Annotated in this window: 12 protein-coding genes; 11 read left to right on the top strand and 1 reads right to left on the bottom strand. The window is 69.1% G+C overall.

Annotated features, from left to right (window positions below; all coding sequences use genetic code 11):
• Nucleotides 1–21: 21 nt before the first annotated feature.
• The 6 genes from RIN43_RS02145 to RIN43_RS02120 are packed head-to-tail and all read left to right on the top strand — an operon-like array spanning nucleotide 22 to nucleotide 5,287.
• Nucleotides 22–885 carry a DUF58 domain-containing protein gene (locus RIN43_RS02145; RefSeq protein ID WP_309127219.1) on the top strand — a complete coding sequence of 288 codons (864 nt, stop codon included), beginning with the start codon at nucleotides 22–24 and terminating at the stop codon, nucleotides 883–885.
• Nucleotides 872–1,360, top strand: a complete 489-nt coding sequence (locus tag RIN43_RS02140) for a hypothetical protein (protein ID WP_309127218.1) — start codon at nucleotides 872–874, stop codon at nucleotides 1,358–1,360. Before RIN43_RS02145 ends, RIN43_RS02140 begins: the two co-directional genes overlap by 14 nt.
• Nucleotides 1,361–1,372: 12 nt before the next feature.
• Nucleotides 1,373–2,359, top strand: coding sequence for a VWA domain-containing protein (locus tag RIN43_RS02135; protein ID WP_309127217.1), 987 nt, complete (start codon nucleotides 1,373–1,375; stop codon nucleotides 2,357–2,359).
• On the top strand, nucleotides 2,356–3,387 hold the full coding sequence (locus tag RIN43_RS02130; RefSeq protein WP_309127216.1) for a VWA domain-containing protein: 1,032 nt from the start codon (nucleotides 2,356–2,358) through the stop codon (nucleotides 3,385–3,387). The genes RIN43_RS02135 and RIN43_RS02130 overlap by 4 nt, the downstream gene beginning before the upstream one ends.
• The gene (locus RIN43_RS02125; protein ID WP_309127215.1) at nucleotides 3,384–4,163 is read left to right on the top strand and encodes a hypothetical protein; all 780 of its coding nucleotides are present in this window, start codon (nucleotides 3,384–3,386) and stop codon (nucleotides 4,161–4,163) included. Before RIN43_RS02130 ends, RIN43_RS02125 begins: the two co-directional genes overlap by 4 nt.
• The gene (locus tag RIN43_RS02120; RefSeq protein WP_309127214.1) at nucleotides 4,157–5,287 is read left to right on the top strand and encodes a hypothetical protein; all 1,131 of its coding nucleotides are present in this window, start codon (nucleotides 4,157–4,159) and stop codon (nucleotides 5,285–5,287) included. Before RIN43_RS02125 ends, RIN43_RS02120 begins: the two co-directional genes overlap by 7 nt.
• Here RIN43_RS02120 and RIN43_RS02115 read toward each other — a convergent pair.
• Nucleotides 5,272–6,825, bottom strand: a complete 1,554-nt coding sequence (locus tag RIN43_RS02115) for an FAD-dependent oxidoreductase (protein ID WP_309127213.1) — start codon at nucleotides 6,823–6,825, stop codon at nucleotides 5,272–5,274. The genes RIN43_RS02120 and RIN43_RS02115 overlap by 16 nt on opposite strands.
• A 154-nt stretch (nucleotides 6,826–6,979) precedes the next feature.
• Here RIN43_RS02115 and argG point away from each other — a divergent pair, with 154 nt between their 5' ends.
• From argG to RIN43_RS02090, 5 genes are all read left to right on the top strand, one after another.
• Nucleotides 6,980–8,422 (top strand): argininosuccinate synthase, encoded by a 1,443-nt coding sequence (gene argG / locus RIN43_RS02110; RefSeq protein ID WP_309127212.1) that lies wholly within the window; start codon nucleotides 6,980–6,982, stop codon nucleotides 8,420–8,422.
• Between the two features lie 118 nt (nucleotides 8,423–8,540).
• On the top strand, nucleotides 8,541–9,167 hold the full coding sequence (locus tag RIN43_RS02105) for a helix-turn-helix domain-containing protein (protein ID WP_309127211.1): 627 nt from the start codon (nucleotides 8,541–8,543) through the stop codon (nucleotides 9,165–9,167).
• Nucleotides 9,164–9,904, top strand: a complete 741-nt coding sequence (locus RIN43_RS02100; RefSeq protein WP_309127210.1) for a hypothetical protein — start codon at nucleotides 9,164–9,166, stop codon at nucleotides 9,902–9,904. Before RIN43_RS02105 ends, RIN43_RS02100 begins: the two co-directional genes overlap by 4 nt.
• Nucleotides 9,904–11,742, top strand: coding sequence for a YhgE/Pip domain-containing protein (locus RIN43_RS02095; RefSeq protein ID WP_309127209.1), 1,839 nt, complete (start codon nucleotides 9,904–9,906; stop codon nucleotides 11,740–11,742). Before RIN43_RS02100 ends, RIN43_RS02095 begins: the two co-directional genes overlap by 1 nt.
• Nucleotides 11,743–11,853: 111 nt before the next feature.
• Nucleotides 11,854–14,550, top strand: coding sequence for a penicillin acylase family protein (locus RIN43_RS02090; RefSeq protein WP_309127208.1), 2,697 nt, complete (start codon nucleotides 11,854–11,856; stop codon nucleotides 14,548–14,550).
• Nucleotides 14,551–14,596: the final 46 nt, after the last annotated feature.

Here is a 14,596-nt window from a genome sequence, read left to right as displayed (position 1 = left end):
ATGCCCAGTCTCGTCACACAGGTGAAGAGCCGACTCTTCATCCGCTCGTCACAGAAGTCGATGCACGCGCTCGACGGCGCATACGCGTCGCTGCTGCGCGGCCGCAGCCTCGACTTCGAGGACCTGCGCCCGTACGAGTACGGCGACCAGGTGCGCGACATCGACTGGAAGGCCACCGCCAAGCACGGCTCGCCGCTGATCAAGCGCACCAAGGCGACCCGCATGCACACGGTGCTCTTCGTCGTCGACACCGGCCGCAGCATGAACGCCCTCGCCGAGGACGAGGGGACGAAACGCGAGCTCGCCGTGCTCGTGACCGGTGCGCTCGGCTTCCTCACCGTGCGCCACGGCGACGACTTCTGGATCGTCTACGGAGACGCGGCGCGCGTTCGCCGGCTCGCCCCCGGCGGCAGCGAAGGGGCGCTCGAGCACGGCCTTCGCGCCCTGGACCGGGCGATCGGCGAGAGCTCGGCGCCGAACGACCGCGAGAGCCTGCTGCGTTACGTGGCGCGCAACATCGCGCGACGCATGATCGTCGTGATCGTCACCGACGAGGCCCCCGTCACCGACGAGACGGAGCGGATGCTGCGCAGGCTGGGCGTGCAGCACGACCTCCTCTGGCTGACGCTGCGCGACGCGGACCCGGTCGTCGGCCGCTCCGGCGCGCATCGCCGTGATGTCGACAGCAGCTGGGCGGTGCCCGACTTCGTGCACGGCGACGCGGAGGTGATGGCTGAGCTCGCCGCCCAGGAGGCGGCCGAAACCGCGCACCGGCATGACGTGCTGCGCCGGCTCGAGATCACGCACGCGGAGTTCGGCGGGCAGGATGCCGCCGTCCCGACGCTGCTGACGATGCTGAATCGGAGGTCGCATGCCCGCCTCTGACGAGCTTTATCCTCCGGTGCAGTACGGCTGGGGCTGGATCCTGCTGGCCATCGGCATCCTTCTGCTGATCGCCGCCGCGGTGTGGCTGGTGCTCGCACTCACCCGGCCTCGTCGCAGCATCACGCTGCCAGGCGCCACCGCCCACACACCGATCACCGCCGATGTGCTGTCGCAGCTCCGCGTCGAGTACCTCGACCAGATCCAGCACATCGAGGATGCATACCGTTCGAGGAATATGGACCCTCGCAGGGCCAATCTCGAGCTCAGCCGACTGGTCCGGGAGTTCGTCAACGAGTACTCCGGTCTGGAGGCACCCGTCCTCGCCCTCGACGATCTCGTGGCCAGAGGCGTCGACCCCGCACTCATCGACGCCATCCGCCGGCACTACTACCCGAGCATCTTCCAGCGCGGTCCCGCGATCGATCCCGTGTACGGCGCCGAGGCAGCCCGCACGGTCGTGAAGAGCTGGCACTGAGGGGGTGATGACATGGCGTTGAACATCTGGTGGCTCGTCCTGGTCGCCCTCGGCGTACTCGTCGTCGCCGTGGTCATCGGCGTGCTGCTGGGTCTGCGCGCCCGCGGACGGGAGGACGCGCGTCCCGCGGCGCTGGTCTCGCGCGCCGAGCGACTGCGCACCCTCCCGTCGTTCCGCTCCTCGGTGAACCGTCGCATGGCCCTGCTCTCCGGCATCCTCGCCCTCGGCGCCGTCGCCGTGCTGCTCGGCGGGGTCGTGGCGGCACGACCCATGTCGGCCAAGACCATCCAGCCCACAGACACCAGCCGCGACATCATGCTGTGTCTCGACGTGTCGGGCTCGATGTCCGATGTCGACGTCGAGGTGCTCGAGGTGTTCCTCGAACTGCTCGAGGGCTTCGAGGGCGAACGCATCGGCCTGACCATCTTCAACAGCTCACCGGTTCAGGTGTTCCCCCTCACCGACGACTACACGTTCGTCGAGCAGCAGCTGCAGAACGTGCGACGCAGCTTCGATTACGTCGACGAGACGCCCGAGCACTGGGTGGGCACGCTCAACGGCCCTGGCGCCTCGCTCATCGGAGACGGCCTCGCCGCCTGCACCATGCGGTTCGACCACCAGGATGACGAGCGGAGCCGCTCGGTGATCCTCGCGACAGACAACGAGCTGGCGGGAGCATCGATCCTCACGCTCGAGGAGGCAGCCGGCTACGCCAAGTCGAAGGGCGTGCAGGTGTACGCCCTCAACCCTGTGCAGGGCAAGGACGCAGACGTGAGCGCGGAGCTGACGAACGCCGCACTGCTCACCGGCGGCCAGTCGTACGCGCTGCGGGAGACCACGACGGTCTCCGACATCATCACCGAGATCCAGAAGCGGGAGGCGACGGCCCTGAAGGGTCAGGCGCAGATCGTCGAGGTCGACACCCCGAACCTCTGGATCGCCCTCACACTGGTGTGCGTGCTCGCGTTCCTGGTGCTGGTCGGGAGGGTGCGACTGTGATCCTCCAGCCCGTACTGCATCCCGTGCTGCTCGTGCTGCTCTGCGCGCCGGTGGCCTTCCTCCTGGTGCGCGCGATGGTGAAGCGGAGCGCCCGTGGTGAGAGCCCCGTCTGGCAGCTCGTCCTTCGCCTGCTCATGCTTCTCGTCGTCTTCGTCATGCTGCTGCGCCCCGGCATCCCCGGCGGCACGTCGCAGACCCTCGCGACCGATACCGATGTCGTGATCGTCGTCGACACCACCGCCAGCATCGTCGCCGAGGACTGGGAAGGCGACCGGCCTCGCCTCGACGGTGTCCGTGCCGACGTGCAGGCCATCGTCGACGAGTATCCCGGCGCGCGGTTTGCGCTGATCAGCTTCGACGCGTCGGCACAGCTGCGCCTGCCGCTGACCACCGACGCCACGGCACTGATGTCGTCTCTCGACGTCATGCGCCCTGAAGTCACCGACCAGTCGCGGGGCAGCTCGATCGGCATCGCGAACCGGATGCTGGCCGACACACTGTCGGCCGCCGCGAAGGCCGCACCTGATCGCAGCCGGATGGTGTTCTACCTGGGCGATGGCGAGCAGACCGCATCGCACGACCCGGAATCGTTCGCCTCGAGCGCACGGTACGTCGACAGCGGCTCGGTGCTCGGCTACGGCACCGCCGAGGGCGGGCCCATGAAGAAGACGACGGGCCGGGGCGGCGAAGCCGGTGAGTACATCGAGTACCAGGGCGAACCCGCGATGTCGGTGATCGACGAGGACAATCTGCGCGTCATCTCCGAGGAGCTCGGCATCGAGTACCAGAGCCGGTCGGCCGACGCCGCGATCGAACTGCCCGAGGCGCCCACCAGCACGACCGACTATTCGGCATCCGGCGAGGTCGGCACGGTGATCGAGCTCTACTGGATCGCAGCGCTTCTGCTCGTCGTGCTCGTCGGCGTCGAGCTCGCTCGCGCCGCCATGCAGGTTACCCGCCTGCGCGGCCTCACCGTCTCGGCAACGCGGGCCCCTCGGCCATCGCCTCGGGACGGAGGTGACCGATGACGAACCACGCCGGCTCCGACGCCGCAGCCGCGCTGCTCGCCGTGAACCGCAGGCGGCGGCGCCTCCGTCGCTGGATCGCGGTCGGCACGCTGCCGCTCACCCTCGCCGCACTGCTGCTCGTGGGCAAGCTGCTCAGCATGTACGCGTTCGCGCATCAGTCGATCAGCGCGTTCGTCGCGAGCGGCTATGCCGAGGCGGAGGCGGCGGCGCGGGGACAGGACTTCCTGAACTGGTTCGAGCCGTTCAAGTCGCCGTACAACATCGGCACCGCGCTGGCCGGCGCCGAGCAGCTGAGTGAGGCGCGGGCCGAGCTCGAGGAAGCGCTGCCGCAGGCCCAGGGGCTGGATGTCTGTTACGTGCGCATCAACCTTTCGCTCGTCGTGGAGCGCATGGGTGACGCCGCCCTCGCCGACGCCGAACCCGCCTCGGCGGCGGAACTCTACGGCGAGGCGCTGCAGATCACCGTCGAGACCCCCGAGGAGTGCAACAGCGACGAGGCGCAGAACTCCTCACCCGACCCGAACCGCGACATGAGCGAGACGCTCGAGCAGAACCAGCAGCGCCAGCAGGAGAAGCAGCAGCAGAGCCAGCAGCAGCAGGATCCGGAACAAGGCCAGGACGAAGAGGAGCAGCCCCCGCAGCCGGAGGAGCCGCAGCCCTCACCGGATAACCTCGACGCGATCGAGGACAAGCTCAATCAGGGGCAGCAGGAGCGCGAGGACGAACTCGACGGACGCGGCGACGAGGGCGGCGGCGGGACGGACAGGCCATGGTAGACAAGCGGCGCTCGAAGTACGTGGGCGGCTCCGAGGGGGCACCCCCGCTGCCGCCGCCGGGCGGGTACCACGGTGCACGCCGCATCGCTGCGGGACTGGATGCGGCCGCGGGCCTTGGGCGGGCGTCCGGCCCATCCGCTACGGGGCCGGTGACCTACACCGCTCCCGGGACGACGGCCGGAAGGAGATCGGCGAACGCGATCGGACTGGTCGCGATCGTCGTGACCGCGCTGTTCGTGCTGGTGCTTCTGCTGATGATGGGTGCGGGCGGCACCGATGCGCTCTACGGCCCCTCGATGCTGGTGCTGCAGCTCGTCATCCTCGGCCTGATCGTGTGGGCATTGCTCACACCCCGGGGACGGACGCTCGGCTCGATCGCGCTCGCGACGACGCTGGTCTTCAACGTGGCCACCGTCGGGGCGATGGGGGCGCTCCGGTCGGCCGCGACCCACGCGTACGACGGCACGAAGTCGGAAGAACAACAGCATGCGGCGGCATACCCGGGCATGAAGGATGTGGCGAATCACGACGTGCTGGCCCAGTCTTCACTGGAACAGGTTCAGCGGCAGGGTGATGAGCTCATGAGCGACCTGCGACAGCGCATCACCGCCGAATACGGCTACACCTGGGTGGAGTCCGGTGAACGCGACATCAGTCCCGAGCGCAACGGTTACGGCGGCGAATCGATGCTGCGCAACTACACGTCCACATCGTGGACGACCGAACAGCCGATCCACGACAACGCCCGCAAGCGCGAGATCCGCCTGATCATCGAGCAGGTGCTCGCGGAGCAGGGCATGTACGCGCTGTGGGAGCTGAACGGCTCGCAGTCCGGCATCTCCGACGACATGCTCGCCAAGCTCTACGGCTCTGCGAACGTGGAACGCCAGCACACCTGGGAGTGGTACAGCGACAACTATCCCGAGCCGTTGCGCTTCTACGCCGACTTCTACGACCTGTCCAAGGACGCCACGGGCGAGTTCCGCACCCAGCGCCAGGCGATCAGCGATCAGACCGGGGAACCCCTCGAGGGGCTTCAGTTCACGATCTACGCCCGTCAGCTGCTCAGTGAGAGCGACCGCGCGGAGTTCGAGGAGCGACTGAAGGACTACCCCGGGTTCTGACCAGAAGGTCGATCATCGACGGGCTCGTGCTCGTCACCCGGAAGCTCGGGCTCGTCGACAGCACGCAGGTCCTCGACCGCCGGGCCTTCGAGCAGACGCCCTTGCGCGTCGAAACGGGAACCGTGCAGCGGACAGTCCCACGACTTCTCCGCGCCGTTCCACGTCACGATGCCGCCGAGGTGCGTGCACACCGCAGACAGGCGGCACACCGTGCCGTCGACCGTCGAGACCGCGGTCGGCCGCATGCCGTCCCTGCCGACGATGCCGTCTCCCTCTGCAGGCGGGTCGTCGGGAAGGGCGTGCAGCTCGGCCGAGACCCAGCCGGTCGCCACATCGCGCGCGACCTCGGCGTTCGCGACCACACTGTGTGCGACGTCCTGCGGCAGCGTGATGCGGTGGTGCAGCGTCTTCGCCCAGGAGATGTCGCCGCCCAGCACATCGGCCGAGATGCTGAGCGCGGCGGCGACCGCGTTGGTCATGCCCCATTTGTTGTAGCCGGTGGCCAGCGCGACGTGCTTGCCTGTGCGCGGCATCCATCCGACGAAGGGCACCAGGTTCATCGACTCGTAGTCCTGCGCCGACCACTGGTGAGTGCGCTCGGCGCCGGGGAAGTGCCGCTTCGTCCAGTTCTCGAGGTCGTCGACGAGCTGCTGGGTGTCGTCCGCACGGCCCACGGTGTGGCCGTTCCCGCCGACGATCAGCCGCTGCTCGCCCCCGACGGGGGCGGTGCGCAGTGAGCGTGCGGGCGAGTCGATGGAGAGGTACATCCCCTGCGGCAGGGCGACACCGGGCACACGGAACGCCTGCGCGTAGGAGCGCGCCGGCTTGACCTTCGCGAAGTAGAGGCCGCGGTCGAGGACCGGGATGCCGGTGGCGATCACCACGGTGCCCGCGAAGACGTCTCCCAGTGACGTGATCACGCGGCTCGGCTCGCCGGTGTCGACGTCCTTCACTCTGGCACCCTCGACGATCGTGCCGCCGCGGTCGCGCACGTCCGCGGCGAGCGCACGCAGCACGTCCATCGGGTCGAACTGCGCCTGATCCCGCAGTCGCAGGGATCCGTGGGTCTCGAAGGGCAGGTCGGCGTCTTCGATTCGCTCGACGTCGAGACCCGCCTGGCGGCACGCCTCGTACTCGGCATCCAGACTCCTGACGCCGTCTTCCGTTCCGGCGTAGGTGAAGGCGTCGCGGCGCTGCACATCGACGCCGCGCTCCTCGAGGTAGCGCAGCATCCATGCCTGCCCCTCGCGGTTGCCCTCGACATATGCCTGCAGCACACGATCCGACCCCCGCGACCGGATGCGGGAGAGCACGCCGCCCTGCAGCAGACTGAGCTTCGCCGTCGTGTGCCCGGTGGTGACCGCCCCGACGAACCGCGCCTCGAGCACGGCGACCGTGAGGCCCGCTCGTGCGAGAAGGAGCGCGGTGGTGAGTCCGGTCAGCCCGGCACCGGCGACGACGACGTCGTAGCGTGCACCGGGCTCGAATGTGTCGCAGGGAATGCGCTCGGGCTGAGCGTCGAGCCAGAGAGAGGTCACGATGGGTCTCCTTCGCAGGGGTCGCGATCAGTACATCGAAGTCTCGTCGTCGGCGAAGGGGCCTTGACTTCGTCCCGTGGTGTCGGGCACCGGCGCGGCTGGTCGCGCCGTCACCCGGAATGGCGCGCCACGCCGCGCCGATAGACTTGACACCATGTCCAAGGTCCTCCAGTCCCTCCCCGTCGGCGAGCGCGTCGGCATCGCCTTCTCCGGGGGTCTCGACACCTCCGTCGCCGTCGCGTGGATGCGCGACAAGGGAGCCGTGCCCTTCACGTACACCGGTGACCTCGGCCAGTACGACGAGGACGACATCGAGTCGATTCCCGGCCGCGCACTGGAGTACGGGGCGGAGAAGTCGCGCCTGATCGACTGCAGGTCCGCCCTGGTCGAGGAGGGCTTCGTCGCGCTGTCATGTGGCGCCTTCCACATCCGCTCGGGCGGCAAGACCTACTTCAACACCACTCCCCTCGGCCGTGCCGTGACCGGCACATTGCTCGTCCGGGCCATGCGCGAGGACGGCGTCGACATCTGGGGCGACGGCTCCACCTACAAGGGCAACGACATCGAGCGGTTCTACCGCTACGGTCTGCTCGCGAACCCCCGCCTGCGCATCTACAAGCCCTGGCTCGACGCCGACTTCGTCACCGAGCTGGGCGGCCGCAAGGAGATGAGCGACTGGCTCGTCGCCCACGACTTCCCTTACCGCGACTCAGCCGAGAAGGCCTACTCCACCGATGCCAACATCTGGGGCGCGACCCATGAGGCGAAGACCCTGGAGCACCTCGACGTCTCGCTCGAGACGGTCGACCCGATCATGGGCGTCAAGTACTGGGATCCGTCTGTCGCGATCGACACCGAAGACGTCACGGTCACGTTCGAGGGCGGCCGGCCGGTCGCTCTGAACGGCACCGAGTACGACGCCGTCGCGCTCGTGCAGGAGGCGAACGCGATCGGCGGCCGCCACGGCCTCGGCATGAGCGACCAGATCGAGAACCGCATCATCGAGGCCAAGTCTCGCGGCATCTATGAGGCCCCCGGCATGGCGCTGCTCTTCATCGCGTACGAGCGCCTGGTCAACGGCATCCAGAACGAAGACACCCTGGCCACCTACCACGAGCAGGGCCGGCGCCTCGGCCGGCTGATGTACGAGGGTCGCTGGCTCGAGCCGCAGTCGCTCATGCTGCGCGAATCGATCCAGCGCTGGGTGGGTTCCACGATCTCGGGCTCGGTCACGATCCGCCTGCGTCGCGGCGACGACTGGACGATCCTCGACACTGTGTCGCCGAACCTGTCCTACGGCCCCGAGAAGCTCTCCATGGAGCGGGTCGGCGACGCCGCCTTCGGCCCGGTCGACCGTATCGGGCAGCTCACCATGCGCAACCTCGACATCGCCGACTCGCGCTCGCGGCTCGAGCAGTACGCCGGCCTTGGCCTGGTGGGTGGCGCGACCGGCGAGCTCGTCGGCCGCGTGACCGCCGGCGAGGCGGGCGAGATCACCGAGTTCGTGGAGGGCTCGGTCTCGCAGGCCGACGAGACGCTGACGGACGCCGTGGATGCGGCATCCGAGGGCGCCGCCTTCGACTCCGGCACCGACTGACGACATCCCGCACGCCCCCGGTCCGCTTGGTCGGCCCGGGGGCTTCTGCGTGTCCGGGTCGCGGATGCTGTGAGCACACCCAGCTATATTGCACAATCGTGTGCAATATAATTGGAGCATGACCACCGCCCGCGCACCCCGTTCCGACGCCCGCGCCAATCGTGCCGGCATTCTCGACGCCGCCCGCAGCGCACTGGCGAACGACCCGCACGCCTCCGTCGACGCGATCGCCCGCAGCGCGGGGCTCTCGCGGCGCACCCTGTACGGCCACTTCGACGACCGGGATGCCCTGATCCGCGAGCTGATCGTCGCTGGCGCGCAGCGGTTCAACGACATCGCCGCCTCCGTCGACGACGCCGACGCCCGGCTGACTCTGGCGCGCCTGGCCGTACGGCTCTGGCACGAAGCCGCTCATGTGCAGGTCGCCGCGGCACTCGCGCTCGACGAGGCGCACGTCGCGCAGACCGCCGAAGCTCTCGCGCCCCTGCGGCGCACCGTGGCGCAGCTGGTCGAACGCGGTCAGCGAGACGGCAGCTTCCGCACCGATCTCGCGGCGCCCACCCTCGCCCGGCTGATCGAAGAGGTCTCACGCACCGTCGTGGCGCGCGTCGACGCGTCATCGCCTTCTGCCGCCGACCTGGCCGTGCGGACGCTGCTGAGCATCGCGGGGCTGTCGTGGCGCGAAGTCGACGAGCTGCTGCGAGCACACCCCGATGTGCGCACCTCCGTGAAGGAGTCCGAATGAGAGTCGTGCTGGACGGCGTCTCGAAGGGGCGCAGAGGGCAAACGCTGCCCGAGACGACACTGAGCTTCGAGACTGGTCATGCCCGGTTCGTGCGCGCCGAGACAGAGCAGCGACCCACCGTGCTCGGACTGATCGCCTCCGGACGGATGAAGCCCGATGCCGGTCGCGTCACCATCGACGCGCGGACGGATGCCGCTGGCCTCCGTCGGCGGGTCGCGCTGGTCGACGCCCTGGATGTGAGCGACCCGCACCCCGGCGTCACGGTCGCCGCCGTCGTCGGTGAGGAGCTGATGTTCGCCGGCCTTGGCGCCACTCCGCTGCATGCCAGGCGCTGGCTGGCCGGCCTCGGCTTCGCCGACATCGCCGACTCGCCGGTCGGAACGGTCGACCCCGCAGCGCGGGTGCGGATCCTGTGCGAACTGGCGGTGCTGCGTGAGGGCGTGGAGGGCATCGTACTGGTGTCTCCCGACCGGCACGGCGGGCGCCCGGACGGCTGGTGGCGCATCTCGGCCGAGTTCGCCGAGCGCGGATACGCGGTGCTCGTGATCGTCGGCGGTGCGGCCGCCGCCGTCATCGCCGGAATGCCGGAGACCCTCGGCGCGGACCACCTCGCCGACGCTGCGACCGTCGACCTCAGCGAGACGGTGATCGCCGATACAGCGGCCACCGCTCCCGCCCCTTCTTCGCCGCCCCACCGTCTCGGCGCCGACAGCCGGCACGACGAGGAGGCGAGCTGATGAAGGTGCCGTCCATGATCGCGGCCGAGCTGCGCAGGCTGACCGCCAGCCCGATGGCGGTGATCGCCCTGATCGCGCTGATGTGCGTGCCGATCCTGTACGGCGGCCTGTACCTCTGGGCGAACCAGGACCCCTACGGCAAGTTCAGCGAAGTGCCCGTCGCGCTGGTCGTCGACGACGCCGGCGTCACGACCACCACGACGGATGCCGACGGCACCACGCACGAGCACGCGGAGAACTACGGCGACAGAGTGGCGGGCAACCTGCTCGAAGACGGCTCGTTCGCCTGGCAGGAGATGACGGCGTCGGACGCGGAGCGGGCGCTGAAGGAGGGGACGGTCGACTTCACGGTCACCATCCCCGCCGACTTCTCGGATGCTCTCGCCTCTGCCGCCGGCGATGACCCCCGTCAGGCGCGCATCGAGCTCGAGACCAACGACGCCAACAACTACCTGGCGTCGACCATCGGGTCGCAGACCGTCGAGCGCATCCGCCGCTCGGTCGCCGAAATGGTGGGCTCCGAGGCGGCGGAGCGGCTGCTGACCGGACTGAGCGACGTGCGCGACAAACTGTCAGAGGCGACCGACGGCGCCACGCAGCTTCACGATGGCGCCGGGACGGCGGAGAGCGGCTCATCCACCCTCGCGAACGGGCTCAGCACACTCGCCACCGGTACGAAGACCCTCGCCGACGGAGCCCGCTCCCTGGCCGACGGCGCCTCGCAGGTGAGCGCCGGCAACGGACAACTCGCCGGAACGGCCGATCACGCGGCTGACCTCATGCAGCAGGCAACGGAGGCGCTGCCGACGGCCCGCACCGACCTCGCCCAGGCGATGGCCGAGCAGGGCCTCACCCCCGAGCAGATCGACACCGTGCTCGCGAGGCTCGATCCGCTCGCCGACAAGGTCCGCCAGGGGAACGCTGCGGCTCAGGGCGCCGTCGACAGCATCGACCAGCTCGCCGCGGGTGCGAGATCGGTGGCCGACGGTGCCGCCAGGCTGGCCGACGGCGCGAGCAGCGCCGCCGCGGGCGCAGCATCCGCCCGTGACGGCGCCGCGAAGCTGCACGACGGTCTCGGCACGCTTGGCGACGGCATCGGCACCCTGCGCGACGGGCTCTCCCGCGGGGTCGAGGCGATTCCGGCCTCGACTCCCGATCTGCGCGAAGCGCAGGCCGACACGATCGCCGATCCCGTGCAGGTGTCGAGCGACAAGGTCGCGGCCGCCAAGGACTACGGGCAGGGGCTCGCACCCTTCTTCGCGGCTCTGGCCGGATGGATCGGCATCTACGCGCTGTTCCTCATCGTCAAACCCGTCTCCCGGCGCGCCGTGACCGCCCTGCACTCCCCCATCCGAATCACCCTGGCGGGCTGGGTCACCCCGGCAGCGCTGGGCGCGTTGCAGATGGTGGGCCTGATCGGGGTGCTCGGCTTCATGCTCGGCTTCGAGTTCGAGCATCCGTGGGGCTCGCTCGGCGTGATGGTGATGGCCTCGGCGACCTACGCCGCGATCATCCTGGCGCTGAACGTCTGGCTGGGCTCGGTCGGGCAGTTCATGGGACTGGTGCTGATGGTGCTGCAGCTCGTGACGGCCGGTGGCACCTTCCCGTGGCAGACACTGCCGGAGCCGCTCGCCGCACTGCACCACGTGCTGCCGATGGGCTACGTCGTCGACGCGATGCGCCAGCTGATGTACGGCGGAGATCTGAGCCGCGCGCTCTGGGATCTCGCGGTGCTCTCCCTCTGGCTGGTCGGCGCGCTGCTGCTCGCGGGTGTCGGGGTGACGCGCATGACGCATCGGCGCACGCTGCGCGACCTCCAGCCCAGTCTGATCGGATGACCTCGTCCGGGGCCGGACGAGTGGATAGGATGCCAGGGCGCGCGTACTCCCGAGACGCGTACCGAGCTCCGTGAGACGGAGTCCCGCACCCTGATCGAAAGTCCTTTGCTGATGACGTCAGAGAATCCGGCCTCCCGCCGACCGCTCGCGGGCCGGATCGGCCGCATCGCCTTCCTCGTCCTCGCCGGCGTCGTGGTGATCGCGGTCGCGGCGGCGTTCTTCCTCACCTGCACCATCCAGCGCTCCTTCCCGCAGACCTCGGGCGAGGTCGCGCTGACGGGACTCGAGGAGCCGGTGACCGTGCAGCGCGACGAGCGCGGCATCCCCACCGTCACGGCGTCCTCCGCGCACGACCTCTTCTTCGCCCAGGGCTTCACCCACGCGCAGGACCGCTTCTTCGAGATGGACTTCCGCCGGCACGTCACCTCGGGGCGCGTCGCCGAGATGTTCGGCGAATCGCAGGTCGAGACCGACAAGTTCCTGCGCACCCTCGGCTGGCGCGAGGTCGCCGAGCAGGAGGTCGAAGCGCTCGACGAGACCACGCGGTCGTATTACGAGGCCTATGCCGACGGCGTGAACTCCTATCTCTCCTCGCGCTCCGGAGCCGAGCTCTCGCTCGAGCACGCGGTTCTCGGTGTGCTCGCGCCCGACTACACCCCCGAGCCGTGGGAGCCTGCCGATTCGGTGGCCTGGCTGAAGGCGATGGCCTGGGACCTGCGCACCAATCTCGGAGCCGAGACCGATCGCGCACGGCTCGCCGCATCACTCGACGCCGCGGGTCCGCATGCGGCGGCGAGCGCAGGCGCCTCGGCGGGCGCTGGGCCCGCCGAGACCGACACGCAATCGCTCCTCGAGAAGCTGTACCCGGGGTATCCGTTCGATCGCCATCCCGTCATCGTCCCGTCGATCTCCCCCGTGAACCCCGTACCGACGACCGAGACGGATGCTGCCACAGCATCCTTCCCCGTCCCGGGATCCGCCGAGGAGCCTGACACGGCCGCCGCCCTGGCCACCGTGGAGTGGCAGGAGGCATCGAGTGTGATCGAGGCGGCCGGCATGCTGGTCGGCGGAGTCGGCGAAGGCATCGGCTCGAACTCGTGGGTCGTGTCGGGCGATCTCACCGAGAGCGGCAAGCCGCTGCTCGCGAACGACCCGCACCTCGGCTCGTCGCTGCCGTCGGTGTGGTACCAGATGCAGCTGAAGTGCAAGGTCGTGAGCGAGAGCTGCCCGTTCAATGTCGGAGGATTCTCGTTCTCGGGTCTGCCCGGCATCATCATCGGTCACAACGCGAAGATCTCGTGGGGCTTCACCAACCTCACCACTGACGTCACCGACCTCTACATCGAGAAGATCGAGGGCGACGAGTACTGGCGCGACGGCACGCTGCAGCCCCTGGAAATCGAGCACGACGTGATCAAGGTGGCCGGCGGCGAGGACGTGCCTCTGACGATCCGCCGTACCGTGCACGGACCGATCATCTCGGGACTCACCGACGACTTCACGGCGATCGCCGAAGACCCCGTGGCCGCGAGCGGCGACGAGGTGCTGCCCCTGCAGGACGCCCCCGAGATCCCCTCCGGCGAGTTCGCGGTCAGCCTGCGCTGGACGGCCCTGGACCCCGGAACCACCGCCCGCGCGATCTTCGAGCTCGGCACCGCCCAGGACTTCGATGGCTTCCGCGCGGCGGCCTCACTGTTCGACGTGCCCGCGCAGAACCTCGTCTACGCCGACACCGACGGCAATATCGGCTATCAGGCGCCGGGGCGCCTGCCGATCCGCGGTGCCGGCGACGGCTGGCTGCCGCAGCCCGGCTGGGACAGCAGCTATGACTGGAAGGGGTTCATCCCGTTCGATGAGCTGCCCGTCTCGTTCAATCCACCCGAGGGCTACATCGTCACGGCCAACAACGCGATCGTCGATGAGCAGTACTCCCACTTCCTCTCGCGCGACTGGGATCACGGCTACCGCGCCTCACGCATCGCGCACCTGATCGAGCGCAAGGCCGCCGCGGGCCCGCTCGTCGCGCAGGACCTGCGCGACATCCAAGCGGACGAGCAGATGTGGATCGGCAAGCAGCTCGCCGTGGCGTTGGACGCGATCGAGCTCGAAGGGAAGGGACCAACGTCCGCCGTCGAGCTGCTGCGCACCTGGGACGCGCAGAACAGCGCCGACTCGGCGGCCGCAGCCTTCGCGAACGTGCTCTGGGCGAACCTGGTGCAGAACGTCTTCGCCGACCGCGACGTGCCGCTGCCGGTGAACGACCAGGCGCGCCTGTTCACCGTCATCGGCACGATGCTCGACGATGCCGACGACCCGCTGTGGACGAACGACAGGATCGACGTCTCCGGTATGAACGAGATGCTGGCCTTCTCAGCCGAACAGGCGTACGAGGAGCTCGCAGACCTGCAGGGACGCGACGTCACGCGGTGGAACTGGGGTGCGTTGCACGCACTGCCGCTCACTCACGCGACGCTCGGCACCTCGGGCGTCGCGCCCATCGAGATGCTGTTCAACCGCGGCCCTTACCCGGTGGGCGGTGGATCGTCGGTCGTCAACGCGACCGGCTGGCAGATCGGCGCGTCGTATGCCACGACGACCGTGCCCTCCATGCGGATGGTGGTCGATCTGGCCGATTTCGACGACTCGACGTGGATCCAGCTCACCGGTTCCAGCGGCCACCCGTTCCACGCCCATTACACGGATCAGACGCTCGACTGGGCGAACGGCGTCCAGCGACCATGGCCGTTCACCGCGAAGGCGGTGACGAAGGCGAGCGTCGACACGCTCCGCCTGACCCCGGGAGGCTGAGCCCCGCGCGTCTGGACGACACGGCGACGGGCGCGAGCCCCGATAG

This window comes from Microbacterium sp. (assembly GCF_031178445.1).
In the GTDB taxonomy this organism is placed as follows: domain Bacteria; phylum Actinomycetota; class Actinomycetes; order Actinomycetales; family Microbacteriaceae; genus Microbacterium.
The sequence above is the reverse complement of the archived record's forward strand: the minus strand, read 5'-3'. Positions and strand labels throughout refer to the sequence as shown.

Bases quoted from the DNA above. Each gene is read 5' to 3' on its own strand.
- RIN43_RS02140 (WP_309127218.1), top strand. From the start codon at position 872: ATGCCCGCCTCTGACGAGCTTTATCCTCCGGTGCAGTACGGCTGGGGC.
- RIN43_RS02135 (WP_309127217.1), top strand. From the start codon at position 1,373: ATGGCGTTGAACATCTGGTGGCTCGTCCTGGTCGCCCTCGGCGTACTC.
- RIN43_RS02125 (WP_309127215.1), top strand. From the start codon at position 3,384: ATGACGAACCACGCCGGCTCCGACGCCGCAGCCGCGCTGCTCGCCGTG.
- RIN43_RS02120 (WP_309127214.1), top strand. From the start codon at position 4,157: ATGGTAGACAAGCGGCGCTCGAAGTACGTGGGCGGCTCCGAGGGGGCA.
- argG (WP_309127212.1), top strand. From the start codon at position 6,980: ATGTCCAAGGTCCTCCAGTCCCTCCCCGTCGGCGAGCGCGTCGGCATC.
- RIN43_RS02105 (WP_309127211.1), top strand. From the start codon at position 8,541: ATGACCACCGCCCGCGCACCCCGTTCCGACGCCCGCGCCAATCGTGCC.
- RIN43_RS02100 (WP_309127210.1), top strand. From the start codon at position 9,164: ATGAGAGTCGTGCTGGACGGCGTCTCGAAGGGGCGCAGAGGGCAAACG.
- RIN43_RS02095 (WP_309127209.1), top strand. From the start codon at position 9,904: ATGAAGGTGCCGTCCATGATCGCGGCCGAGCTGCGCAGGCTGACCGCC.
- RIN43_RS02090 (WP_309127208.1), top strand. From the start codon at position 11,854: ATGACGTCAGAGAATCCGGCCTCCCGCCGACCGCTCGCGGGCCGGATC.